Here is a 23,383-nt window from a genome sequence, read left to right as displayed (position 1 = left end):
CGAACTTGTGATCCGCGGCAGGAGATCGTGCGACTGTCCCGCCCGCTACTTCAGCGCCTGCATCAGCGCCAGCACGAGCGTCTGCGGGCGATAACGGAGCTTGGACGGCGTCAGCCCTATGCGCACCACGACAAGCTGCTCGGACGGAATGACGGCGACGGTCTGCCCGTCATGCCCCTCCAGCCAGAAGGTATCGGCCGGCAGGCCGCCTGCAACGCCGGCGCCGGGCTTGTCCTCGTCGCCCGGCGCTTCGATCCACACCTGTCCCTTGCCATAGGCTTTCGAAGCCGCCGCCGGCTCGTGCATCCAGCCGACGAAGCCGTCCGGCAGGATGCGGTTGCCGTTCCACACGCCGTCCTGAAGCAGGAACTGGCCGAAGCGCGCCCAGTCATGCGCGGTGGCGTACAGGTAGGAGGAACCGACGAAGGTGCCGTGCTCGTCCGTTTCCAGCACGGCCGAACGCATGCCGAGCGGATCGAACAGCGCCTGCCTGGGCCACGCCAGCGCCTTCGCCGGATCGCCGACGGCGTCCTGCCATAGCCGCGACAGCATGTTGGCGGTGCCGCTGGAGTAGTTGAAAACCGTGCCCGGCTTCTCCGCCAGCGGCTTGGCGGCGGCGAAGCCCGCCATGTCGGTCTCCAGATAGAGCATGCGGGTGACGTCCGTGACGTCGCCGTAGTCCTCGTTGAAGGCAAGCCCGCTCGACATCGCCATCAGGTCGGCGAGGCTGATTTCCGCGCGCCCGTCCGCCTTCCAGGCCGGAAAGAGACCTTTCGCATCGAGGCTCATGCGCCCGTCCTTCACCAGCGTGCCGATGATGGCGGCATTCACCGTCTTGGTCATCGACCAGCCGAGCAGCGGCGTGGCCGCCGAAAAGCCTTCGCCGTAGCGCTCGCCGACGATGCGGCCGTTCTTGACCGCCACGATGGCGCGCATCCCCTCGCCCGCCAGCGCCGCGTCGTCGAGGATCGCTGCCAGCACCGGATCCTGCGAGGCATCCACCCGCTCGCCCTCGGGCCACACCGCCTCGGTCTCCGGCGCGGCCGCCGGCGGCACGGTGGCGCCCAGCGCCTTCACCGTCTCGACATTGCCGTCCGGTGCGTTTGTGCAGCCGAAGCCCTCGCGCGCCACCGCGACGCTTCTGCCGAGGATCCACAACAGCCCGGCCGAGACGGCGCCTGCCTCGCGGTCGACATTCACCTTCATCAGCTTCAGCAGCGGATGCCCCGGCGCCTGCACGTCGACCGCCAGCACCTCACCGGGGTCGCGCCCGGCGAGGAAGACATTGGAGCAGACGATCTTGGCGCTGTAGCCGGAACCGACGCGGATCAGGTCCGGCGGCGCGAGATAGAGCCAGACGAACAGGCCGACGACGGCGACCACCACCAGCCGCACAAGCCATTTCAGCCCCGTCAGCGCAATGCTCATGTCGCCTCCCCGCAGATCGATTCCGCCATCGATTTGCCGCCATTGCTCCCGCAAATCGGCTGGCATGTCGAGCGCCATCAACTGAAAATCAACCATGATGGCCGATGACGCTGGGAGACAGGACGGCGTGCGTGGGGCTGCCGTTCGCGGGGGATCGCAGGATCACCACAGGATTGAACCCACCAGCGGCCGGCTGGCACCGGCCTTGGACACGTCTGGGGTTGGGAGAGGTCATGCGCCGTTTCGCGGCATTGATAGCGCTGGTCACGCTCGCCGCCTGTTCGACAGCGGGCGGGCTGGCCGACCTGGCACCGTCCGGGTCGGAGACGCCGACGGTGGCGGTGCGCGCGCCGCGATTCGCCGACGCCGACCCGCATGAATGGGAAAGCGGCGCGCCCTGGACCTACGCCGTCCACGGCACCGACGTCGCCAAATACCAGACCAACATCGATTGGAGCGCCGCGAAAGCCAGCGGCATCTCCTTCGCCTTCGTCAAGGCGACGGAGGGCGGCGACCGCTACGACGAGAATTTCGAGCGCCACTGGGCCGGCACGCGCGCGGCCGGCATTCCGCGCGGCGCCTACCATTTCTTCTATTTCTGCCGGCCGGCAAGCGAGCAAGCCCAGTGGTTCATCGACCATGTGCCGAGGGAGCGCGGCGCCCTGCCGCCCGTGCTCGACATGGAATGGAACCCGCATTCACCGACCTGCAAGACAAGGCCGCCGGCGGCGACCGTGCGTGCAGAGATGAAAACTTTCCTGACCATGGTGGAACGCCACTACGGCAAGAAACCGATCATCTACACCTCGGTCGACTTCTTCGACGACAACGATCTTTCCACCTTCGGCGGCTATCCCTACTGGCTGCGCTCGGTCGCCGGCCACCCGCGCGAGAAATACGGCAGCCACCCCTTCACCTTCTGGCAGTACACCGGCACCGGCCTCGTTCCCGGCATGCCCGGCCAGTCGGACATCAACGTTTTCAACGGCTCCGAGTCCGCCTGGCGCACATGGCTGCGGCAGAACACCCGTTGACAGGGACCCAGCCGCCTGCTTTTCGGAGCGCGGGATCGCAGCCCGATCCTTGAAGAAGCGATGCAGGCTGACTGTTGCCTCCATCGGCTCGACAGGTTCGGAAGGAAAGCGATGTCCCAGCGCATCACGTTGAGGTGCCACCGGCTGGCTTTGGCGCTGCTTCTGGCGGGCACCGCCTGCACCACGGCGACCACCGCCTTCGCCCAGGAGGCTCCCGCTGCGGCGGCGCCCGTCGCCTGCGGCGGCGATTTCGAGGCATGGAAACAGGGCGTCGTCGCCGAGGCCAAGGCTGCCGGCGTCGGCCAGGCCGGGCTCGATGCGCTGGAAGCGGCGACCATCGACGAGAAGGTGCTTGCCCGCGACCGCGCGCAGGGCGTCTTCACGCAGACCTTCATCCAGTTCTCCGGCCGCATGATCTCCGCCTACAGGCTGAAGCAGGGCGCGGCCAACCTGAAGAAATACGCCGATGTCTTCGCCCGCGCCGAGGCCGAGTTCGGCGTGCCGCCGGCCATCGTCACCGCCTTCTGGGCGCTGGAGACGGATTTTGGCGCCGTGCAGGGCGATTTCCACACGCTGAACGCGCTGGTGACGCTGGCGCATGACTGCCGCCGCCCGCAGGTGTTCCGGCCGCAGCTCGTGCCGCTGCTGACCCTGATCGACCGCGGCACCGTGCCGGCCGACGTGAAAGGCGCCTGGGCCGGCGAGATCGGCCAGACGCAGATGCTGCCGATCGACTATCTGGCCGACGGCGTCGACGGCGACGGCGACGGCAAGGTCGACCTGCGCAACAGCGTGCCCGACGTCATCATGACGACCGCCAAGAAAGTGGAGATGAAGGGCTGGAAACGGGGCGAGCCGTGGATCGAGGAAGTGCGCGTGCCCGAAGTCATGGACTGGAGCCAGACCGGCCGCACCAACAAGCTGTCGCTTTCGCAATGGGCCGAATGGGGCGTGACGCGGCCCGACGGCTCCCCTCTCCGGGACAACGGCCTGAAGGCCGGCATCGTGCTGCCGATGGGCCACAAGGGTCCGGCCTTCCTCACCTATGACAACTACGACGTCTATATCGAGTGGAACCAGTCGGCCACCTATGCGCTGACAGCGGCCGTGCTCGCCTCGCGCTTTGCCGGTGCGCCGGCCTACAACCCCCGCAGTCCCGATCCGGGCCTCGACCAGGCCGGCATGAAGGCATTGCAGACGAAGCTCGAAGCGCGCGGCTACGACGTCGGTACCGTCGACGGCATCCTCGGCACCAACACCCGCGAGGCCGTGCGTCAGGAACAGATACGGCTTGGCCTGCCCGTCGACGGCTGGCCGACAGCGGAATTGCTGGGAAAGTTTTAAAGAGAGGGCAGTAAGGCAGTAGGGAAATAAGGCAGTAGAAGCGGGCGAACATACTGCCCTATTGCCATATTCCCTTATTCCCCTAATCCGCCATCGTCTCCAAACTCGCGAATCCCTGCGGCGCGTCGCCCTCGTCGAAGGGCGTGGCGATCTCGACGAAGGTGTCGGGATAGAAGCCGTTGAAGCGCGTTCTCAAGGACAGCGAATAGGCGCCGATATGGCCGATCTCGATCCAGTCGCCGGTATCCACCGTTTCCGGCAGCCAGAAGGGACGTGACAGGATATCGACGGAATCGCAGGTCGCGCCGCACACCTTGAACGGCACGATATTCTTTTCCGAGCCGTTGCGGTTGCGGATCGCCGGATCGGGAATGAAACGCGCCGGCAGCGTGATCTTGCCGGTCCACGAATCCGACAGCGAAGCCCAGATGCCGTCGTTGATGTAGAGCCGCCTGCCCTTGCGCATGAGCACGCGCACGATCAGCGACAGGCAGCGCGCCACGATCACCCGGCCGGGCTCGGCCACCAGCGGCATGTCGGCGAAGCCGTATTCCGTAAGGTCGCCCGACAGCCGCGACATGATCTGGCCGAGCGACGGCATCTCGACCGCCTTGCGGTTCGGATCGTGGCCGTATTCGGCCGGAAAGCCGCCGCCGACGTCGAGTCCGGCCAGGTCGAAGGTCAGCCGGTTGCGCACCCAGTCCGCGGAGGCCAGTGCCCGCTCGTAGGTATCGGGGTCTTCGATCTGGCTGCCGACATGGAAGCAAAGCCCGACCTTGTAGCCCGTCCGGTTGAGCCGTTCGGCCAGTTCCACAGCGTTCGCCGGCCCGGCGCCGAACTTCTTCGACAGTTCGTAGGCGGCATGGCCCTTGGTCTGCACGCGCACGAACACGGTGATGGCGCCGGGATCGATGTCGAGCGCGCGCACCACGCGCGTCAGCTTGGTGATCTCGTCCTCGTGGTCGATGGCGACGACGCGGATGCCGTATTCCTCGAGTGCCAGCCTTATGTGCGACTGCGCCTTGACCGGATGCATGTAGAGCATTTCGGCATTCGGCGAGACGGCCCGCACGGCAGCGAATTCGCCGGGCGAAGCGACGTCGAAGACGGTGACGCCGGCCTCGGCCAGCGCCTTCAGCACGATCGGCTCGCCGTTGGTCTTGACCGCATAGGCTGTTCTGCCGGGAAACATCTCCATGAAACGCCGGGCGTCCGTCTTCAGCACCTGCGGCCGGAAGCAGTAGACGGGATCGTCGGGGCGAAGCGCCAGCGCCGCCTCGCGGGCATTGTCGAATCGTTGCATGGACGTTTCCTCGGACGATGGAGCGGCAATCTAGGGCAAGCGGCGGACGAGGAAAACCGTCTGCCGTCACTTCCCGATCATTCGCTTCCATAGAACGATCAAAGTGATATAATGAATTGGATCGATGTTTCGGAATGAGCGACAGCATGGCTGAAAACAAACGGACTGTCAGCCATGAACGCTTATACGCCACCTCCCGCAGCACGTCGCCTGCCGGACGAGACCCTTCACGCGCCGCAGGCCGCCGGGCCGGGCCGGGCAAGTCTCGCCCGGGATCTGCTGCTCGGCTTGGCGTTGACGGCGACGATCGCGCTGGCCGCCTTTGCGCTGCGGCTGGTGCCGGGCGCCTCGGCGCTGAGCCCGATGATCCTGGCGATCCTGATCGGGCTGGTCTTCCACAATCTCGTCGGCACGCCGGCATGGGCGAAGCCCGGCGTGCGGTTCGCCTTGCGGCCGGTGCTGCGGTTGGCCATCGTGCTGCTCGGCCTGCAACTGACGGCGGCGCAGGTCGCCGAAGTGGGAGTGCGCGGCCTCGCCGTCATCGCGGCGACGCTTTGCGCCACCTTCCTGTTCACGATCTGCCTCGGCAGGGCGATGGGCGTGGAACGCAAGCTCGCCCAGTTGATCGCCGCCGGCACCTCGATCTGCGGCGCATCGGCGGTGATCGCCGCCAGTTCCGTAACCCGCGCCGCAGACGAGGACGTCGCCTATGCGGTCGCCTGCGTGACGGTCTTCGGCTCCATCGCCATGTTCGCCTATCCGCTGCTTCCGGCGGCGCTCGGCCTTTCCCCGCATGCTTACGGCCTGTGGGCCGGCGCCTCGATCCACGAGATCGCCCAGGTGGTCGCCGCTGCCTTCCAGGGCGGCCAGACGGCCGGCGAGTTCGGCACCGTCGCCAAGCTCAGCCGCGTCATGCTGCTGGCACCGGTGGTGCTCTGCCTCGGCTTCGCCGAAGCCCGCCGCGCCGGCAGGACCGGCGACCGCGCCGAGACCGCCAGGACGCCCATTCCGTGGTTCGTGCTCGGCTTCATCGCCGTCGTGGCGCTGAACAGCGTCCTGTCGCTTCCGCCTGCCGCGACGGCCGTCGCCTCGACCGTCACGACCTTCCTGCTCAGCACAGCACTTGCCGCCATGGGCCTGGAAACCGACATCCGCAAGCTGAAGGCCAAGGGCCTGCGTCCGCTGCTGCTGGGCCTCGCAGCCTTCCTGTTCATCGCCGGCTTCAGCCTGTCGCTGATCCTGGCGATGGGTTGAACCGCATCCGTGCTCCCGGCACGACCTATGCCGGGAGCCTGCCATGACACTCGAACAGCTGCGCATCTTCGTCGCCGTGGCCGAGCAGGAGCATCTGACTCGCGCCGCCCGCGACCTCAACCTGACCCAATCGGCCACCAGTGCCGCCATCGCGGCGCTCGAGGCGCGGCACGCGACACGGTTCTTCAACCGCGTCGGCCGCCGCATCGAGCTGAACGAGACCGGCAGCCTGTTCCTGGCGGAGGCGCGAGCGGTGCTGGCGCGCGCCGCTTCCGCCGAGGCCGTGCTGGCCGATCTCGCCGGCCTGAAGCGCGGCTCGCTGCACCTCATCGCCAGCCAGACCATCTCCAACTACTGGCTACCGGGCGTCATGCACCGCTACCGGACCCGCTTTCCCGCCATTGCGATGCGGCTGACCATCGGCAACACCGAGCAGGTGGCGGCTGCCATCCATGACGGGCTGGCCGACCTCGGCTTCGTCGAGAGCGGCATAGACGACCCTGCCCTGTCGATCCTGCCGGCGGCGGACGACGAGATGGTGCTGGTGGTGGGTGCCGGCCACGCCTGGGCCGGCCGAACAACCATCGCCGCCGCCGAACTGACGGCGACGCGCTGGGTGCTGCGCGAGCGCGGTTCCGGCACGCGCGCCGTGTTCGAGGAGGCGCTGCGCAGCTTCGGCCTGGAGCCGGCGCGGCTCGACGTCGCCTTCGAGTTGCCGTCGAACGAGGCCGTGCGCAGCGCCGTCATCGCCGGCGCCGGCGCCACTGTGCTGTCGCGCGTCGTCACCGACGCCGCCGTGGCGGCCGGACATCTCGTCCAGATCCCGCTCGCCTTGCCGCCCCGGCAGTTCCTCGCCATCCGCCACAAGGAACGGCACCTGACCCGCGCGCAGAAGGAGTTCCTGGCTTTGATGCGAGAGCATGGGACAGGAACGGCGCCAGTCGGGAAAAAACGCCGATAAACCGCCGCTGCGACAGCTACGCCTCGCCGAAAAGCTGGTTTCGGGTGGCGCCCCACCGTCAGGCCCTTATGGCTTCCCACGAAGGCGCAAGCCGGACCACAGGAGGTTCGTGAAATGGCCGTGACCGATCATGTAGCACAACGAGGTCCCATGAGGCTCGCCGATTGGAGCCAGCTCATCCTGCTCGGCGCCATTTGGGGCGGCTCGTTCTTCTTCGCCCGCGTCGCCGTGGCGGAAATGCACCCGCTGGTGCTGGTGCTGTTTCGCGTGGCGATCGCGGCGGCGGCGCTGCAAATCTACCTTGCCCTGCGCGGCCCCTCCTTCCGGCTGGCGCTGCCGCACATCGGCCTGTTCTTTCTTCTGGCGCTGACCAACAATGTCATCCCCTTCTCGCTGATCTTCGCCGGACAGACCGAGCTCGGCGCGGGCATTGCCGCGATCCTCAACGCGACGACGCCGTTCTGGACGCTGATCGTCGCCAACGCGATGACCGCCGACGAGAAACTCTCCTGGAACAAGCTCGCCGGCATCGGGCTCGGCATCGCCGGCACCGCCGTCATGGTCGGCCCCGGCGTGCTTGCCGGCCTCGGCGGACCCGCCTGGCCGAAATTCGCACTGATCGGCGCCTCGCTGTCCTACGCCTTTGCCCTGATGGTGGCGCGGCGCCTGAAAAGCGTGCCGCCGCCGGTGCTGGCGACCGGACAACTCACCGCCTCGACCGTCATCATGGTCCCGGTGATTCTCCTGACCACCGGCCCCGCCGGCCTGTTCTCGGCCAGCGTGCCGGTATGGGCCGCGGTGCTGGGGCTGGCGCTGCTCTCCACCGCCTTCGCCTACATCCTCTATTTCAATCTCGTCGCCTCGGCCGGCGCCACCAACGCCTCGCTGGTGACGCTGATCGTGCCGGTCAGCGCCATCCTGCTCGGCATCGCCTTCCTCGGCGAACATATCGAGATGTTCGAACTCCTCGGCATGGTGCTGATCGCGCTCGGCCTCGTCACCATCGACGGACGGTTGCTGATACGAAAATAAGGCGGTTCGTCACAATTTTTGCACAAGTCGATAGCCGGCGATTAATCAGGATTTTCAATGAGCAACCGGGTACCGCTGGTCGGAAATTCCACAATGCTGTCGCATTGCAGCACATTTTATCCTTGCCTGTGGCCCAAATGCCCCTAGACTCCTGCCATAGCTTTATCAGAGGAGGCTATCCATGGGACTGACCAAGCCACTTAACGCTCTGATGATTTGTTTTGCGTTTGCATTCATCGGTGCCCTTATCGTGGGGGTTCTTCCATAACCCGCCAGTAGGAAGACAACCTGGACGGCACACTCCAAATCACTGAAAAGGCCGGGTTTTTACCCGGCCTTTTTGATTCTCGGCCGAGCGCCGCCTACGCTGCGGCCGACCCCGCCGCCGCCCCGATCCCACGCTCCGAAGGCTGCGAGCGGATGCCGATCATGTGGCAGATGGCGAAGGCGAGATCGGCGCGATTCATCGTGTAGAAATGGAAGTCGCTGACGCCGCGCTCGACAAGGTCGAGCACCTGTTCAGCGGCCACCGCCGAGGCCACCAGCGCATGCGTCTGCGGGTCGTCGTCCAGCCCCTCGAACCGTTCGGAAAGCCATGGCGGCACATGGGCGCCGGCGCGGGCTGAAAAATTCGCCACCTGCCTTATGTTGTGGACCGGCAGGATGCCCGGCACTATCGGGATATAGATGCCGGCCCGCCGCACCCGCTCGACGTAGCGCTCGTAGATGTCGTTGTCGAAGAAGAACTGGGTGATGGCGCGCGTCGCGCCATTGTCCACCTTGCGCTTCAGCATCTCGATATCGGTGGCGAAGTCCGGGCTTTCGGGATGCTTTTCCGGATAGGCGGAAACCGAAATATCGAAATCGCCGTGCCGCTTCAGCGCCGCCACCATGTCGGCGCCATTGGCGTAGCCGCCCGGATGCGGTTGGTAGCGCGTGCCGACGCCGGCCGCCGGATCGCCGCGCAGCGCCACGAAGCGGGTGACGCCGAGATCGACGAACTGGCGGATCACCTGGTCGACGCTATCCTTGTCGGCGTCGATGCAGGTCAGGTGCGCGGCCGGCGGCAAGGCCGACTGGTCGAGGATGCGCTTGACCGTGCGGGCGGTGCGCTCGCGCGTCGAGCCGCCGGCGCCGTAGGTGACGGAGACGAAATTCGGCTTGAGCGGCTCGAGCCGCGTCACCGTCTCCCAAAGCCTGGCCTCCATCTCGTCGGTCTTCGGCGGGAAGAATTCGAAGGAAACGCGGATCTTGTCGCCGATGTCGGGCCGGCGCGAAAAGCGGAACTGGTTCATCAGGCGACTTCCCCTATGGGACGCAGGGCGGCTTGGGTATCGTTGGACGGATCGGCGATCAGCATGCGGCGGTCGCGGCCGAGCCAGAGCTTGACGGTGAGCTTCGCGCCGGTGCCGGGGCGCGGCTCGAAATCTTCCTTCTGCTCCAGCTCCAGTCCCGCCTCGGCGAACCAGTCGGCGATCTGCCGGTCGGAGAAGCCGAGCCGCTGGTGGGCATGGTCGTTGCGCAGGAATTCCAGTGCGTGCGGCGCGAAATCGACGATGACGAGCCGCCCGGACGGGCGCAGCAGCCGCGCTGCCTCGGCGATCGCCCGGCCCGGGTCGTCCAGGTAGTGCAGCACCTGATGGATGGTGACGAGGTCGAAGGCGTCGCGCTCCACCGGCGGTGAAAAAATATCGCCCTGCCGAACCTGCGCGTTGGCGACACCCGCCTTGTCGAGATTGGCGCGCGCCACCGAAAGCATCTCGCGCGACATGTCGATGCCAACGCCGCGCCGGTAGAGCGGCGAAAAGATCTCGAGGATGCGCCCGGTCCCGGTGCCGAGGTCGATCATGGAGTGGAACGGCCGTTTGCCGACCAGCTTCAGCAGTGCTGCCTCCACCGCCTTGTCGGGCGCGTGCAGCGAACGCAGTTCATCCCAGCTCGCCGCGTTGTCGGAGAAGTACTCGGCGGCGCGCTCCTGCCGACGACGCTTGACGGCGGCCAGCCGCTCGAAGTCGCGCTCCACCTGCGGGTCGGTGGCGCGGATGTCGGCGACCAGCCTGAGCACGAATTCGCGCGCCCAGTCGGCATCCGACAGGCGGAAGAACGCCCACGATCCCTCCTGGTAGCGGCCGATCAGTTCCGCCTCCAGCAACAGCTTGAGATGGCGCGACACGCGCGGCTGCGATTGGCCGAGGATTTCGGTGAGGTCGGAGACGGTGAGGTCCCCTCGCGACAGAAGCACGAGGATGCGCAACCGGCTGGATTCGGCCGCCGCCTTCAATATATCTACCATCGTGTCGAGCGCGACGTGCATGCGATAGTCTCCGAAAAGATATAAACATATCTTTATGTCGATTTCGTCAACGATGCAATCACCAATGTCGCAGCCGGACAGGAAAACGGCGCTGGCGTGCGATGGAAAAGGGGCCGGGAGGGCGCGATGTTTGAGAACCGCGAAGGCGAACGGCAACTCGAAACCGATCCGGCGACGATGCCGGCGGATGCTCATGTCGTCTTCATCGGCCGCATCGCCTCGCCGTGGACGCGCCGCGAGGACTGCCCGAAGAACATGCGCGCCGCGCGCGAGACCGGCCTTTCGGCGACCTTGACGGTCGATGCGCCCTACCGCGCCGGCCTTGCCGGACTGGAAGGCGTCAGCCATGTCGCCATCCTCACATGGCTGCATCACGCACCGCGCAACCTGATTGTCCAGAAACCGCGCCATGCCACTCATGCGAAAGGCGTTTTCGCCCTGCGCTCGCCCGTCAGACCGAACCCCGTCGGGCTGCACGTCGTGCGCCTGATCGGCATCGACATGGAAGCCGGACGGCTCGATCTGGAAGCCATCGACGTGCTGGACGGCACGCCGGTCGTCGACATCAAGCCCTATTTCGCCTCCGTCGATTCGGTGCCGGACGCCGTCGTCGAGCGAGCGGAGAGATGAGCGCGCCGACCGGTCGCCGCCGTGCGCTCGCCAAGGCGCTGACGCTGCTCTTGCCGATGGCGCCCTATGCCGACATCGAAAAGATCCGCGCCGATGCCGGTGCCGTCCATATGAAGGCGCTGCCGCCCTCCGTCTCCCCCTGGCTGGCGACCGTCGCCCATGTCCGCCACGCCCACACCGACTACGAGACGCTGCTCGAGGAAGGCTACGACCGCGACGCCGCCCGCTTCTTCGTCATCGACCGCATCAACGCGGTGCTCACCTCCTGGCGCGCCACCCGCCTGCTCGATCCGGACGACGAGGACGTGTGAACCGGCATGGCTCATAGGATAGCGGCATCTGCCGCTTGGCCCCGCCCCCATAACCGCCCACCCTTCGCGAAAGAAAAGTACGAGCAAAAGGAGAGAGGCATGGATCAGCCCGTCACGCCCTCGAGGCCACTGCCCCGCCTTGCCGAGCGCCACACCGATCCGCATGCCTATCCCGAGGGTGTCGCCTTCCTCGACGGACAGTTCGTGCCGGTGTCGCAGGCCAAGGTCTCGGTCCTCGACTACGGTTTCCTGCATTCCGACGCGACCTACGACACGGCGCATGTGTGGAACGGCCGCTTCTTCCGGCTGGACCTGCATATCGAGCGGTTCTTCGGCGGACTCAAGCTGTTGCGCATGAGCATCCCGTTCGACCGCGAGGCCGTGGCCGGCATCCTGCACGACTGCGTGGCGCTTTCCGGCCATCGCAGCGCCTATGTCGAAATGCTGTGCACACGCGGCGCTTCGCCGACCTTCAGTCGCGACCCGCGCGACGCGGTGAACCGCTTCATGGCCTTCGCTGTCCCCTTCGGCTCCGTCGCCAATGCCGAGCAGATGGAACGAGGCCTGCACGTCGCCATCAGCGATCGCGTACGCATCCCGCCGGCGTCGGTCGACCCGGCGATCAAGAACTACCACTGGCTGGATCTGGTGCGCGGCCTCTACGACGCCTACGACCGCGGCGCCGAGACCGCGCTGCTCCTCGATTTCGACGGCAATGTCGCCGAAGGCCCGGGCTTCAACGTCTTCGCCGTCAAGGATGGCGCGCTGACGACGCCGGCCGTGGGCGTGCTGCCCGGCATCACCCGCCGGACCGTCTTCGACCTTAGCTCCGAGATCGGCCTGCCGGCCAGCGCTGCCGCCCTTTCCGTGCCCGCCCTCAAAGGCGCGGACGAGGTGTTCATCACCTCGACGGCCGGCGGCATCATGCCGGTGACGCGGATCGACGGCGCGCCCGTCGCCGGCGGCACGGTCGGCGCCGTCACCGCGAGACTGAAGGCGCTCTACTGGGAACGGCACGACGACCCCGCCTGGTCGACGGCGGTGCGCTACCCCTGAAACCGCCGGTTCTCAGCCGCGATAGATCCACTGCTCGGGAATGCGGACGGAAACGGCCTCGCCGGCCCTGACCGTGCCCGGTTTCTCCACCCAGGCGACCAGCCCACGCAGGCGTTTGGCCAGCTTGGCGAAGGCGAGCGCGCCGGCTTCCGGATCGGCCATGCCGGCGCGCTCCGCCACCAGACGGCCGGCGTAACGGCAGGGATGGTTCTGCGCATCGACTTTCAGCGTCGCGCCGCCCTTGAAGAACAAAAGTGTTCCGGCCGGCAGCATGGACAGGTTCGGCACGCCCTCGACCACGAGGTTGGCGCCGACCCATTCCGGCTCGATGGCCGCGATGCCCATGCGCCCGGCCACCACCACCATCTCGTCCGCCGAGACGATGGAAATCTGGCGCGCGTTGCGCATCTCGGTGCCGCGCGGATACCAAGGCTCGCGACCGCCAGCGCGGCGCGTGATGCCGGCATGGAAATCGCCCTCGATGCCGTCGTAACCCAGCACCAGCTCGCCGGCCGCATGTGTTTCGAAATGGTCGCCCGTCGCGCTGAACACGCCGGCGACGCGTGCCGAGAGCTTGCGCACCGGAACGATCTCGGCCTCCCTGTCCGCCGGCGGCAGATCGAACATCGCGGCCCGCCCGGTCACATCATCCTCAGCAGCGCGCCGCCGATGGAATAGCCGGCGCCGAAGGCGCATAGCAGGCCGAAATCGCCTTGTCTCAGGTCTGCATGGTTCTCCGCCAGGGCGACGACCGCGCCGGCGCCCGCCGTGTTGCCCAGCCGGTCAAGCACCATCGGCGCGCGGTCGTGGCCGACCTCATGGCCGAAGGCGAGTTTCAGGATCATGGCGTTCATGCGCGCATTGGCCTGATGCAGCCAGAAACGGCGGATGCCTTCCGGCGTCAGCCCGTGCTCGGCCAGGAAATCGACGATGAAGCGATGGCCGGCGATGGTGACTTCCTTGAACACCTTGTTGCCGACCTGCCTGATCATGTGGCCTTCGAGATCGATGACCCAGGGATTGTCGAGGCCGGTGCGCGTCAGGTAGCCGAGATTGGTGCGGATGTTGCTCGACATCTGCGTCCAGGTGCGCGTGTCGAGCACCTCGAAGCGGCCGGGCCGCGTCTCGCCCTCGCCGATCGCCTCCACCACCATGGAAACGGCTGCGTCGCCGAAAATGAAATGCGTCTGCCGGTCGCGGAAGTTGAGATGGCCGGTGATGATCTCCGGCACCACGACCAGCACGCGCTTCTGCGCGCCGGTGCGCACGAGGTTGACGGCGACGTGAAGTGCGGCCGCCGCCGAGGAACAGCCGAGCCCCATGTCGAAGCCCGCTCCCCTGGTGCCGAGCGCCTGCTGCATCTCGATGGCGATGGCCGGATAGGGCCGCTGCAGGTGCGAGGACGAGCAGATCACCATATCGACGTCGGCCGGGTCGACGCCGGCGTTCGCCAGCGCCTTGCGCGCCGCCGCCATCCCGAATTCGGCCTGCAGGGAAAGCGCCTCGTCCGGCCGGGGCGCAATGCGCGGCGCCATGCGCGCCGGATCGAGGATGCCTTCGCGCTCGATGACATGGCGCTGGCGCACGCCCGAGGCGTGGACGATGAAAGCGGCATCCGACTTCTGCAGCGGCGGTTCGCCGCGCGCTTCGCGCTTCGGGTTCTCGGCGTCCACCCAGGCGTTGAAGGAGGCGACAAGCTCCTCGTTGGTGATGACCGGCTCCGGAATCTCGACGCCGATACCGCTGATGATGGTGCGATTCATGTCCGGTCCCGTCTGCACTGGGCCTGTCGCGCCGCATGATGGCGCACCGACCGTTTACGCCAAGTCAGGACGAGCCGCCACCGTTTCCGGTATCTACCAGGCGCAGACCCTGGTGTTGGTTTCCGGATTGTTCCAGCAGGCGCCGTCGTCGCGGCTGCGCACATACTGGCCGGGCAGCGGAACGTTGCGCCCGCCGAGATTGATGAACCCGAAGGCGAAACCCGGCTGGTCGACTTCCAGCGTGATCGTCGGGTAGCCGGGCGCCGAGAGGCGGAAGCTGCCGACATCGTCCAGCCCCCTGAAATTGCACTGGTAATAGCCGTCGTCCGTGGTGAAGCAGCGCGCCCGCTTGGCCTCCGCGCCGGACGACAAAGCCAGCATGGTCGCAACGCACAAGCCTCCACCGAGAAGAATCCTGCCTGAAATCATCCGAACCCCCGTTCCGAACGCCGCCTCCATCCGGGCGGCCGCGCCTTGCTGACACGGACATGACGGCAAAATTGGGTCAAGCCCTATGAAGCCGACCGAGGATCGCGACTCAATCCGCGCCGCGAATCGCCACGATGAACAGGCGCGGGAACTTCAACAGCACCTTGCCGTCGGCCGCCGGCGGATAGGCCTCAGCGATCCGCGCCAGGTAGCGGTCGAGGAACAGGCGCCGTTCGTCTTCGTCCAACGGGTCGATGAAGGGTTTCAGCCCGGTCGACTTCAGCCACTCCACGATGGCCGTTGGACCGGCGAGCGGGTGGTAGTAATGCGTGTGCCAGATATCGAGCCGCGCCGAGAGCGGCTTGAGCAAGTCGTAGTAGAACGACACCGGCGGCAGCGGCGCCCGCGCCGCCCCTTTCAGCCTGTCCGCGAAGGGCGCCTCCGCCGCCACCGCGCGCATCAGGCTGTGCGACGGCTCCGACAGATTGTCCGGCATCTGCACGGCGAGCGCCCCGCCCGGCGCCAGCAGCCCCATCAGCCGCTTGAACACAGCCGGATGCTGCGGCAGCCACTGGAAAACGGCATTGGCGAAGATGACGTCGACCGGCTCCTCGGGCGTCCAGCCTTCGGCATCCGCAAGCTCGAAGGAAACGTCCGGGAGGCGCACCCTCGCCTTCTCGATCATGTCCGGCGAGGTGTCGAACCCGCTCACCTTCGCCTCAGACCATCGCTCGACCAGCAACTCGGTCGAATTGCCCGGCCCGCAGCCGATATCGACCACGCGTTTCGGCTTCGCCACCGGCACCTGAGCCAGCAGATCGCGAGCCGGCCGCGTGCGCTCGTCTTCGAATTTCAGATACTGCGCGGCGGACCAGTCGGCCATTGGCATGCTCCTTTAAACAAAACGCCCCGCTCGGGTGGCGGGGCGTCTTCAAATCAGCGGGTCAACCTCTTGTGCGTCATGCGGTGCGGGGTAAGCGCTTCCGGTCCCAGCCGCCGCACCTTGTCCTTCTCGTAGTCCTCGAAGTTGCCTTCGAACCACTCGACATGCGCGTCGCCCTCGAAGGCCAGCATGTGGGTGGCGAGGCGATCGAGGAACATGCGGTCGTGGCTGATGATGACGGCGCAGCCGGCGTAGGCTTCCAGCGCGTCCTCAAGCGCGGCAAGCGTCTCGGTATCGAGGTCGTTGGTCGGTTCGTCGAGGAGGAGAACGTTGCCGCCGTTCTTCAGCATCTTGGCCAGGTGCACGCGGTTGCGCTGGCCGCCCGAAAGCGAGCCGACTTTCTGCTGCTGGTCGCCACCGCGGAAGTTGAAGGACGAGCAGTAGGCGCGGCTATTCACCTCGTGCTTGCCGAGTTTGATGACCTCGGCGCCGCCGGAGATTTCCTCCCAAACGGTCTTGTTCGGGTCGAGAGCGTCGCGGCTCTGGTCGACATAGCCGAGCCTGACCGTCTCGCCCTTGCGGATGGAACCGTCGTCCGGCTGCTCCTGGCCGGTGATCATCTTGAACAGAGTCGTCTTGCCGGCGCCGTTCGGGCCGATGATGCCGACGATGCCGCCCGGCGGCAGCCGGAACGACAGGTCCTCGATCAGCACCTCATCGCCAAAGCCCTTCTTCAGCCCCTCGACCTCGATGACGACGTTGCCCAGCCGCTCGCTGGTCGGGATGACGATCTGCGTGTCGGTCGGCTTGCGGTTGTTGGCCTGTTCCAGCAGGTCCTCATAGGCACTGATGCGCGCCTTGGACTTGGTCTGGCGCGCCTTGGGCGAGGACGCGATCCACTCGCGCTCGCGCCAGATCGCCTTCTGGCGGGCGTCATCCTCGCGGCCTTCCTGGATCAGGCGCTTGGCCTTGGCATCGAGATACTTGGTGTAGTTGCCCTCGTAGGGAATGCCGCGGCCGCGATCGAGCTCGAGAATCCAGCCCGTGACGTTGTCGAGGAAGTAGCGGTCGTGGGTGATGATGAGCACGGCGCCCGGATAGTCGCGCAGATGCTTCTCCAGCCACTGCGTCGTCTCGGCGTCGAGATGGTTGGTCGGCTCATCGAGCAGCAGCAGGTCGGGCTGTTCGAGCAGCAGCCGGCACAGCGCCACACGGCGGCGCTCGCCGCCCGAAAGCGTGGTGACGTCGGCGTCCTTGGGCGGACAGGCCAGCGCCTCCATCGCCATCTCGACCTGCTGTTCGAGGTCCCACAGGTTGAGCCGGTCCATCTCGTCCTGCAACTGCGCGGACTCGTCAGCCGTCTCGTCGGAGTAATTCATCATCAGTTCGTTGTAGCGCTCGGTGATGGCGGTCTTCTTCTTGACCCCGTCCATGACGTTCTCGAACACGGTCTTGTTCGGGTCGAGCTGCGGCTCCTGCGCGAGGTAGCCGACGGTCGCCCCTTCGGCCAGCCAGGCTTCGCCCTGGAACTCCTTGTCCATCCCGGCCATGATCTTGAGGATGGTCGACTTGCCGGCGCCGTTGGGGCCGAGGATGCCGATCTTGGCGTCCGGGTAGAAGGACAGATGGACGTTGTCGAGCACCTTCTTGGTGCCGTAGGCCTTGGAGAGGCCGGACATGTGATAGATGAACTGGCGTGCCACGCTTGGCGTTTCCCTGATCGATCTTTGTGGATTTGCCGGATAGCCGGAGTTGGCCGCTATGTAGGCGATAGGCGCCGAAACGGCAATCGCCTTTCGGTCGCGGCCGGCTGGCGCGATGATCCGCGCAGGGCAGCCCCCGGGCCTACTGATGCCCGGCGGCGTCCACCAGCCCCTTCGGACAGCCGGCATTGCCGGTCGCCGCCGACGCCAGCAGCATGTCGGCAAGCTTGCCGTCGCTCCCCGGCACTCCCGCCAGCCCCAGCGTGATCTCGCCGATCATGCGTCGGCCATTCGACGGGTCCTTGACGCAGGACACCCTGACCCGGTCGCCCGCACCCTGGCCGAATGCCGCGTCGAAGGCGCCGCGGATCTGGTCGGAGGTCAGGTCGTGGCCGACATTCTGCACGAAAAGGTCACGCACAGGCGAAGCATTGACGGTCCGCGCCAGCGCCAGCGCCGCCGAGAAATAGGCCTGCTGGTCCATGCCAGAGCAGGTGCCGTGCTTGATCCACTCGTGCCGCTCCAGCGCCGATTGCGTGCCGGGCATGACTGTGTCCAGTTCCTGCCGGGTCGCTGCATCGAGCGTCACCGCCGGCAGGTCGTTCCAGCGGTCGGGCTTGTCGTTGGCCCGGTCGGAGGCCTTGACCCCGCAGTAGAAATTGCCGTTCGGCTGCGGCCACAACCCGTGCAGGGTGAAATGCGCGGCATCGAACCTTTCCGCCGTCTGGGCGCGACACTCCGGCTTCTTCGATTTCGTCTCGCAGAAGGCCGGCTGCCAGCTCAGCGCCAGCACATATTCCGGCTTGCCGCCTGCGGACGCGGCAGCCTTGCCTGCATCCTTGTCAGGCACGGCAGCCGGCGCCTCGGTGGCCTGACCACCGGCCAGATGGCCGCACGTCACCTTGACCCAGCGCCGGTCGGGATCGGCACCGGGAACCTCGATCAGGTAGTGCGTCGGCATCGCCTTGTTGCCGGCGAGAAGATCGTAGGTCTTCCCGGCTTCGGTCGCGACGTTGCCCGGATTCTTTGCCGTCTTGATCGACTGGGTTGCCGCGCAGACGCGGGTTGCGACGAAGGAGCCGCTCAGCTTTACCTCGGCATGTGCGGGGTCGCCGAGAAACAATCCCGTCGCTACTGCCAGGAGGACCCAATTTTTTCGCATGGCGCTTTCCTTGCCGACCCCGATGCAGCCCGACATTGCCACGGGCACCGCGCCAGAATTGCAGCGAGGCGCACGGACAGGCAAGCCGCAATGTGGAAAATTGCCATCATCCGGCACCGCTTTTCATTGCCACTCGATACTGAACAAACAGTTCTTGACGCCGCGCCGCACCGTGCTCATCAGTTGGCGGACCATGCCGTTCGACAACAGTACGACACTCGCCTCGCCTACGGGCGCAGCACTTAACCTCTACACGAAACGCGCGGTCGCCCCAGCCCGCGCCGTCGTGCAGATCAATCACGGGCTGGCCGAGCACGCGGCGCGCTATGCGCGCTTCGCCGATTTTCTCAGCGAACGCGGTTTTCATACCTACGCCCACGACCACCGTGGCCACGGCCACACGAAGGCGCCTGACGCCCCGCCCGGGCGCTTTGCCGAAGCCGGCGGCGGCGACAAGGTGCTGGCCGACGTCGCCGCCGTTCACGGCCTGATCGCCAAGGAAAACCCTGGCCTGCCGGTGATCCTGTTCGGCCATTCCATGGGCGGGCTGATCGCCCTGAATTTCCTGCTGCGACATTCGACGCGCGTCCATGCCGCCGCCGTCTGGAACGTCAATTTCACCGCCGGCCTCGCCGGGCGCGCCGCACTCGCCATCCTGGCATGGGAGCGGTTCCGTCTCGGCTCCGACGTGCCATCGCGCTTGCTGCCGAAGCTGACGTTCCAGGCATGGGGCAAGGCGGTGCCGAACCATCGCACGCCATTCGACTGGCTGTCGCGGGACGCGGCCGAGGTCGACGCTTACATCGCCGATCCGCTGTGCGGCTGGGATGCCTCTGTGTCGCTGTGGCGCGACCTGTTCGGCTTCATCTTCGCCGGCGCCGACGACGCCAACTTCGCCGCCATGCGCCGCGACCTGCCCGTCCTGCTCGTCGGCGGGGAAAAGGACCCGGCGACCGACGGCGGCAGGGCTGTCACGCACCTGGCGGGCCGCATGCGGCGGATGGGTTTTTCGAATCTGGTTTCAACGATTTATCCGGAAACCCGGCACGAAAGCCTCAACGAGGTGAATCGAAACGTTATCATGGCGGATTTCGTCGCCTGGGCGGACGGCGCGCTGCGCCGTTCTGGCCCATCGCAAGGCCAGTGACAGACGGCGGCGGGCTTGATAGAGCCTCCCCATCCGACCATTTCCCGGTGATCCATGGCTGAACCACCGCTTAAAGGCATCCGCGTCATCGAGCTTGCCCGCATCCTCGCCGGCCCGTGGGCCGGGCAGTTGCTGGCCGACCTCGGCGCCGACGTCATCAAGGTCGAAAACCCGGACGGCGGCGACGACACCCGCAAATGGGGGCCGCCCTTCGTCACCGGCCATGACGGCGGGAACCTGTCGGCGGCCTACTATCACGCCTGCAATCGCGGCAAGCGCTCGGTCGCGATCGATTTCTCCAAGCCGGAAGGCGCGGAGACCGTGCGCCGCCTCGTCACCACCGCCGACGTGCTGATCGAGAACTTCAAGCTTGGCGGCCTGAAGAAATACGGCCTCGACTACGAGAGCCTGAAGGCGATCAACCCGCGCCTCGTCTATTGTTCCATCACCGGCTTCGGCCAGGATGGTCCTTATGCGGCCCGCGCGGGCTACGATTTCATCGTGCAGGGCATGTCCGGCCTGATGTCGATCACCGGCCCGGCCGGCGGCGAGCCGCAGAAGGTGGGCGTCGCCGTCACCGACATCTTCACGGGCCTCTATTCGGTCGTCGCCATCCAGGCCGCGTTGCGCCATGCCGAGGCGACCGGACAGGGCCAGCACATCGACATGGCGCTGTTCGATTCCCAGGTCTCGGTGCTCGCCAACCAGAACCTGAACTATCTGGTGTCCGGCAACTCGCCGGTGCAGATGGGCAACGCGCACCCCAACATCGCGCCTTACGAGGTGCTGCCGGTGAAGGACGGGCATTTCATCCTTGCCGTCGGCAATGACGGCCAGTTCGCAAAGTTCTGCGGCGTCGTCGGCCTCGACGCGCTGGTGAAGAATCCCGATTTCGCCACCAATTCCGCCCGCGTCGCCAACCGCGCGGCGCTTCGCGGCCATATGGTGGCCGCTCTTGCCGTCTTCACCCGCGAAGCTCTTTTGCCGAAGCTGGAGGCCGCCGGCGTGCCGGCCAGCCCCATCAACACAATCGGCCAGATGTTCGCCGACCCGCAGGTGGCCGCGCGCGGCATGCGCATGGACCTCGACGACGGCCACGGCAATGCGCTGCCTTCGGTGCGCGCGCCGATGGTCATGAGCGAAACACCGCTTAACTATTCCCGTCCCTCGCCCCGGCTCGGCGAGCACACGGACGAAATCCTCGCCGAACTGGAGAAACGCAAACCATGAAGACGGGCGGACAACTGATCGTCGAGGCGCTGGAAGCGAACGCGGTCGAGCGCATCTTCTGCGTTCCCGGTGAAAGCTACCTCGCCGTGCTCGACGCGCTGCACGATTCCTCGATCAAGACCGTCGTCTGCCGCCAGGAAGGCGGCGCGGCCATGATGGCCGACTGCGAAGGCCGCCTGACCGGCCGCCCCGGCATCTGCTTCGTCACGCGCGGCCCCGGCGCCACCAACGCTTCCGCCGGCATCCACATCGCCATGCAGGATTCCGTTCCGATGATCCTGTTCATCGGCCAGATCGCCGCGCACGCGAAACACCGCGAGGCGTTCCAGGAGGTCGACTACAAGGCCTTCTTCGGCGACATCGCCAAATGGGTGGTCGAGATCGAGGACGCCGCCCGCATTCCCGAGCTCGTCACCCGCGCCTTTGCGGTGGCCACCTCCGGCCGCCCCGGCCCGGTGATCGTCTCGCTGCCGGAAGACATGCTGACCGACGAGGTCGAAGCGCCTTCCGCCCTGCCCTTCACGCCGGTCGAGACCCGGCCGGGCGAGGCCGAGCTGGCGGAACTGGAAACGCTGCTCAATGCGGCGAAGAAGCCGTTCGTCATCCTCGGCGGCACCCGCTGGGGCGAACAGGCCGTCGCCGACATGCGGCAGATCGCGGAGAACTGGGCGCTGCCGGTCGGCGTCTCCTTCCGCCGCCAGATGCTGTTCGATCACCTGCACGAAAACTATGCCGGCGACGTCGGCATCGGCCTGAACCCGAAGCTCGCCCAGCGAGTCAAGGAGGCCGACCTGATCCTGCTGGTCGGCGGCCGTTTCGGCGAGATGCCGTCCTCCGACTACACGCTGATGAAAAGCCCGTACCCGGACCAGAAGCTGGTCCATGTCCATGCCGACGCCAACGAGCTCGGCCGCGTCTATCGCCCGACACTGGCGATCAACGCCTCGCCCGCCGCCTTCGTGGAAGCCTTCGCGAAGCGCAAGGGTCCGGCCTCGCCGAACTGGGCCGCCGAGACAAAGCAGGCGCACGCCGACTACCTCGCCTGGTCGACGCCGCCGAAGACCGGCCCCGGCGCGGTCCATATGGGCCCGATCGTGGAGTATCTGGAAGGCGCGCTGCCGGAAAACGCCATCATCTGCAATGGCGCCGGCAATTTCGCCACCTGGATGCACCGCTTCCACCGCTTCCGCCGCTACAACACGCAGGCCGCCCCCACCTCCGGCTCGATGGGCTACGGCCTGCCGGCCGGCGTCGGCGCGAAAAGCGTGTTCCCGGACAGGGAGGTGATCGTATGGGCCGGCGACGGCGACTTCCTCATGCACGGGCAGGAATTCTCGACCGCCGTCCAGTACGACCTGCCCATCATCGTCGTGATCCTGAACAACGGCATCTACGGCACCATCCGCATGCACCAGGAGCGCGAATATCCCGGTCGCGTTTCCGGCACCATGTTGCGCAATCCCGATTTCGCCGCCTACGCCCGCGCCTTCGGCGGTCATGGCGAGACGGTTGAGAAGACCGAGGATTTCGCCCCGGCCTTCGAGCGCGCGCGCGCAAGCGGCAAGCCGGCCATCATCGAGGTCAAGCTCGACCCCGAGGCGATCACGCCGACCCGCACGCTGAGCGACATCCGCGACAAGCGCTGAGGTCGCACGGGCCTTCGTCCGACAATAGGTTTTTCGTACACATTTATTCTTGACCTCCGGGAATTTTTGTGTGCGAATAATCTATGGAAATAGTCTGGGATGAGCGAAAGCGGCAACGCAACATCGCTAAGCACGGCTTGGATTTCGCTGACCTCTCCCTAGATTTCTTGATGACCGCCCGCGTTCTGCCGGCAATGCACGATCGCCTTTCGGCGATAGGAGAATTTCAAGGCCGGCTGATCATTGCGGTGGTGTTCCGCCCGCTGGGAACAGAGGCGCTTGCGGTGATTTCCATGCGGCCGGCAAGTCGAAAAGAACGGAGGCAGATCGATGACTAGAAAATGGCCGGCCTTCGTCACTAAGGACCTTGGCGACTCCGAAGCAGATGTCGCCGAAATGGACCGGCGTTGGAAGGAGTACGACCGCCAGATGAAGGCGTTGATCGCAGCCGGTGGCGTCCATCAGGACGCGGACGGCTGGTGGGTGGACGACGCGACCGGCGAACTGATCGGCCCCGACCCCGAGATCGAGCGACCGCTCACGGCGGAGGAACTTGCCCGGGCCAAACCGCTTAAGGAAGCCTTGCCGGAGCTTTACGAAAGCATCCAGCGTTCGCGCGGCCGGCCGCGGATCGACAGTCCCAAGGAAGCGGTGACGCTTCGACTTGATCCGTCGACCTTGGCCCGTTTCAAGGCAACCGGAAAAGATTGGCGCGCGAAGATGGCAGCGGCTCTCGACAAGGCCGCGCCGTAA

General features: G+C 66.2%; 23 protein-coding genes. 13 read left to right on the top strand and 10 right to left on the bottom strand.

Going from position 1 to position 23,383, the window contains the following annotated elements; all coding sequences use genetic code 11:
* Positions 1-45: 45 nt before the first annotated feature.
* The gene (locus tag E6C48_RS00385; RefSeq protein WP_136352846.1) at positions 46-1,428 is read right to left on the bottom strand and encodes a serine hydrolase domain-containing protein; all 1,383 of its coding nucleotides are present in this window, start codon (positions 1,426-1,428) and stop codon (positions 46-48) included.
* A gap of 233 nt (positions 1,429-1,661) precedes the next feature.
* On the opposite strand from E6C48_RS00385, the gene E6C48_RS00380 reads away from it, so the two are divergent.
* Together E6C48_RS00380 and E6C48_RS00375 are read left to right on the top strand one after the other, a co-directional pair.
* Positions 1,662-2,462 (top strand): glycoside hydrolase family 25 protein, encoded by an 801-nt coding sequence (locus tag E6C48_RS00380; protein ID WP_136352844.1) that lies wholly within the window; start codon positions 1,662-1,664, stop codon positions 2,460-2,462.
* Positions 2,463-2,573: 111 nt separating this feature from the next.
* The gene (locus E6C48_RS00375) at positions 2,574-3,806 is read left to right on the top strand and encodes a lytic murein transglycosylase (protein WP_136352843.1); all 1,233 of its coding nucleotides are present in this window, start codon (positions 2,574-2,576) and stop codon (positions 3,804-3,806) included.
* An 82-nt stretch (positions 3,807-3,888) separates the two neighbouring features.
* Here E6C48_RS00375 and E6C48_RS00370 read toward each other — a convergent pair whose 3' ends face one another.
* A complete protein-coding gene (locus E6C48_RS00370; protein WP_136352841.1) occupies positions 3,889-5,109 on the bottom strand; it encodes an alanine racemase in 1,221 nt (406 codons plus the stop codon).
* Between the two features lie 174 nt (positions 5,110-5,283).
* Here E6C48_RS00370 and E6C48_RS00365 point away from each other — a divergent pair, with 174 nt between their 5' ends.
* From E6C48_RS00365 to E6C48_RS00355, 3 genes are all read left to right on the top strand, one after another.
* The gene (locus E6C48_RS00365) at positions 5,284-6,363 is read left to right on the top strand and encodes a YeiH family protein (RefSeq protein WP_136352839.1); all 1,080 of its coding nucleotides are present in this window, start codon (positions 5,284-5,286) and stop codon (positions 6,361-6,363) included.
* A gap of 43 nt (positions 6,364-6,406) precedes the next feature.
* Positions 6,407-7,324: a LysR family transcriptional regulator gene (locus tag E6C48_RS00360; protein ID WP_136352837.1), complete on the top strand. Its 918-nt coding sequence runs from the start codon at positions 6,407-6,409 to the stop codon at positions 7,322-7,324.
* 150 nt (positions 7,325-7,474) lie between these two features.
* Positions 7,475-8,356, top strand: a complete 882-nt coding sequence (locus E6C48_RS00355) for a DMT family transporter (protein WP_230978629.1) — start codon at positions 7,475-7,477, stop codon at positions 8,354-8,356.
* A gap of 362 nt (positions 8,357-8,718) precedes the next feature.
* On the opposite strand, the gene metF is transcribed toward E6C48_RS00355, so the two are convergent.
* Entirely contained in the window at positions 8,719-9,651 is a 933-nt protein-coding gene (gene metF / locus E6C48_RS00350; protein ID WP_136352833.1) for a methylenetetrahydrofolate reductase [NAD(P)H], read from the bottom strand.
* Entirely contained in the window at positions 9,651-10,670 is a 1,020-nt protein-coding gene (locus tag E6C48_RS00345) for an ArsR/SmtB family transcription factor (RefSeq protein ID WP_136352831.1), read from the bottom strand. The genes metF and E6C48_RS00345 overlap by 1 nt, the downstream gene beginning before the upstream one ends.
* Positions 10,671-10,796: 126 nt before the next feature.
* On the opposite strand from E6C48_RS00345, the gene tsaA reads away from it, so the two are divergent.
* From tsaA to E6C48_RS00330, 3 genes are all read left to right on the top strand, one after another.
* Positions 10,797-11,300: a tRNA (N6-threonylcarbamoyladenosine(37)-N6)-methyltransferase TrmO gene (gene tsaA, locus E6C48_RS00340; RefSeq protein WP_136352829.1), complete on the top strand. Its 504-nt coding sequence runs from the start codon at positions 10,797-10,799 to the stop codon at positions 11,298-11,300.
* Positions 11,297-11,611, top strand: a complete 315-nt coding sequence (locus tag E6C48_RS00335) for a DUF2293 domain-containing protein (RefSeq protein WP_136352827.1) — start codon at positions 11,297-11,299, stop codon at positions 11,609-11,611. The genes tsaA and E6C48_RS00335 overlap by 4 nt, the downstream gene beginning before the upstream one ends.
* Positions 11,612-11,710: 99 nt before the next feature.
* Positions 11,711-12,667 carry an aminotransferase class IV gene (locus E6C48_RS00330; protein ID WP_136352825.1) on the top strand — a complete coding sequence of 319 codons (957 nt, stop codon included), beginning with the start codon at positions 11,711-11,713 and terminating at the stop codon, positions 12,665-12,667.
* Between the two features lie 12 nt (positions 12,668-12,679).
* Here E6C48_RS00330 and E6C48_RS00325 read toward each other — a convergent pair whose 3' ends face one another.
* The 6 genes from E6C48_RS00325 to E6C48_RS00300 form a co-directional block, all read right to left on the bottom strand.
* Positions 12,680-13,294: an MOSC domain-containing protein gene (locus tag E6C48_RS00325; RefSeq protein ID WP_136352823.1), complete on the bottom strand. Its 615-nt coding sequence runs from the start codon at positions 13,292-13,294 to the stop codon at positions 12,680-12,682.
* 14 nt (positions 13,295-13,308) lie between these two features.
* Positions 13,309-14,430, bottom strand: coding sequence for a beta-ketoacyl-ACP synthase III (locus tag E6C48_RS00320; protein ID WP_136352821.1), 1,122 nt, complete (start codon positions 14,428-14,430; stop codon positions 13,309-13,311).
* Positions 14,431-14,523: 93 nt separating this feature from the next.
* Complete coding sequence (locus tag E6C48_RS00315) at positions 14,524-14,826, bottom strand: hypothetical protein (RefSeq protein WP_230978628.1); 303 nt, start codon at positions 14,824-14,826, stop codon at positions 14,524-14,526.
* A 142-nt stretch (positions 14,827-14,968) separates the two neighbouring features.
* Positions 14,969-15,742, bottom strand: coding sequence for a trans-aconitate 2-methyltransferase (tam, locus tag E6C48_RS00310; protein WP_136352817.1), 774 nt, complete (start codon positions 15,740-15,742; stop codon positions 14,969-14,971).
* Positions 15,743-15,795: 53 nt separating this feature from the next.
* Positions 15,796-17,445: an energy-dependent translational throttle protein EttA gene (gene ettA, locus E6C48_RS00305; protein WP_136352815.1), complete on the bottom strand. Its 1,650-nt coding sequence runs from the start codon at positions 17,443-17,445 to the stop codon at positions 15,796-15,798.
* 142 nt (positions 17,446-17,587) lie between these two features.
* Positions 17,588-18,406, bottom strand: a complete 819-nt coding sequence (locus E6C48_RS00300; protein WP_407940931.1) for a ribonuclease T2 family protein — start codon at positions 18,404-18,406, stop codon at positions 17,588-17,590.
* Positions 18,407-18,800: 394 nt separating this feature from the next.
* Here E6C48_RS00300 and E6C48_RS00295 point away from each other — a divergent pair, with 394 nt between their 5' ends.
* From E6C48_RS00295 to E6C48_RS00275, 5 genes are all read left to right on the top strand, one after another.
* Positions 18,801-19,754 (top strand): alpha/beta fold hydrolase, encoded by a 954-nt coding sequence (locus E6C48_RS00295; protein ID WP_136352811.1) that lies wholly within the window; start codon positions 18,801-18,803, stop codon positions 19,752-19,754.
* Positions 19,755-19,808: 54 nt separating this feature from the next.
* Complete coding sequence (locus E6C48_RS00290; RefSeq protein WP_136352809.1) at positions 19,809-20,984, top strand: CaiB/BaiF CoA transferase family protein; 1,176 nt, start codon at positions 19,809-19,811, stop codon at positions 20,982-20,984.
* Positions 20,981-22,630, top strand: coding sequence for a thiamine pyrophosphate-binding protein (locus E6C48_RS00285; protein WP_136352807.1), 1,650 nt, complete (start codon positions 20,981-20,983; stop codon positions 22,628-22,630). The genes E6C48_RS00290 and E6C48_RS00285 overlap by 4 nt, the downstream gene beginning before the upstream one ends.
* Before the next feature lie 83 nt (positions 22,631-22,713).
* Positions 22,714-22,968 carry a BrnT family toxin gene (locus E6C48_RS00280; protein ID WP_136352805.1) on the top strand — a complete coding sequence of 85 codons (255 nt, stop codon included), beginning with the start codon at positions 22,714-22,716 and terminating at the stop codon, positions 22,966-22,968.
* Between the two features lie 91 nt (positions 22,969-23,059).
* Positions 23,060-23,383: a BrnA antitoxin family protein gene (locus tag E6C48_RS00275; RefSeq protein WP_230978627.1), complete on the top strand. Its 324-nt coding sequence runs from the start codon at positions 23,060-23,062 to the stop codon at positions 23,381-23,383.

This window comes from Ollibium composti, from assembly GCF_004801285.1.
Lineage (GTDB): Bacteria > Pseudomonadota > Alphaproteobacteria > Rhizobiales > Rhizobiaceae > Mesorhizobium > Mesorhizobium composti.
The sequence above is the reverse complement of the archived record's forward strand: the minus strand, read 5'-3'. Positions and strand labels throughout refer to the sequence as shown.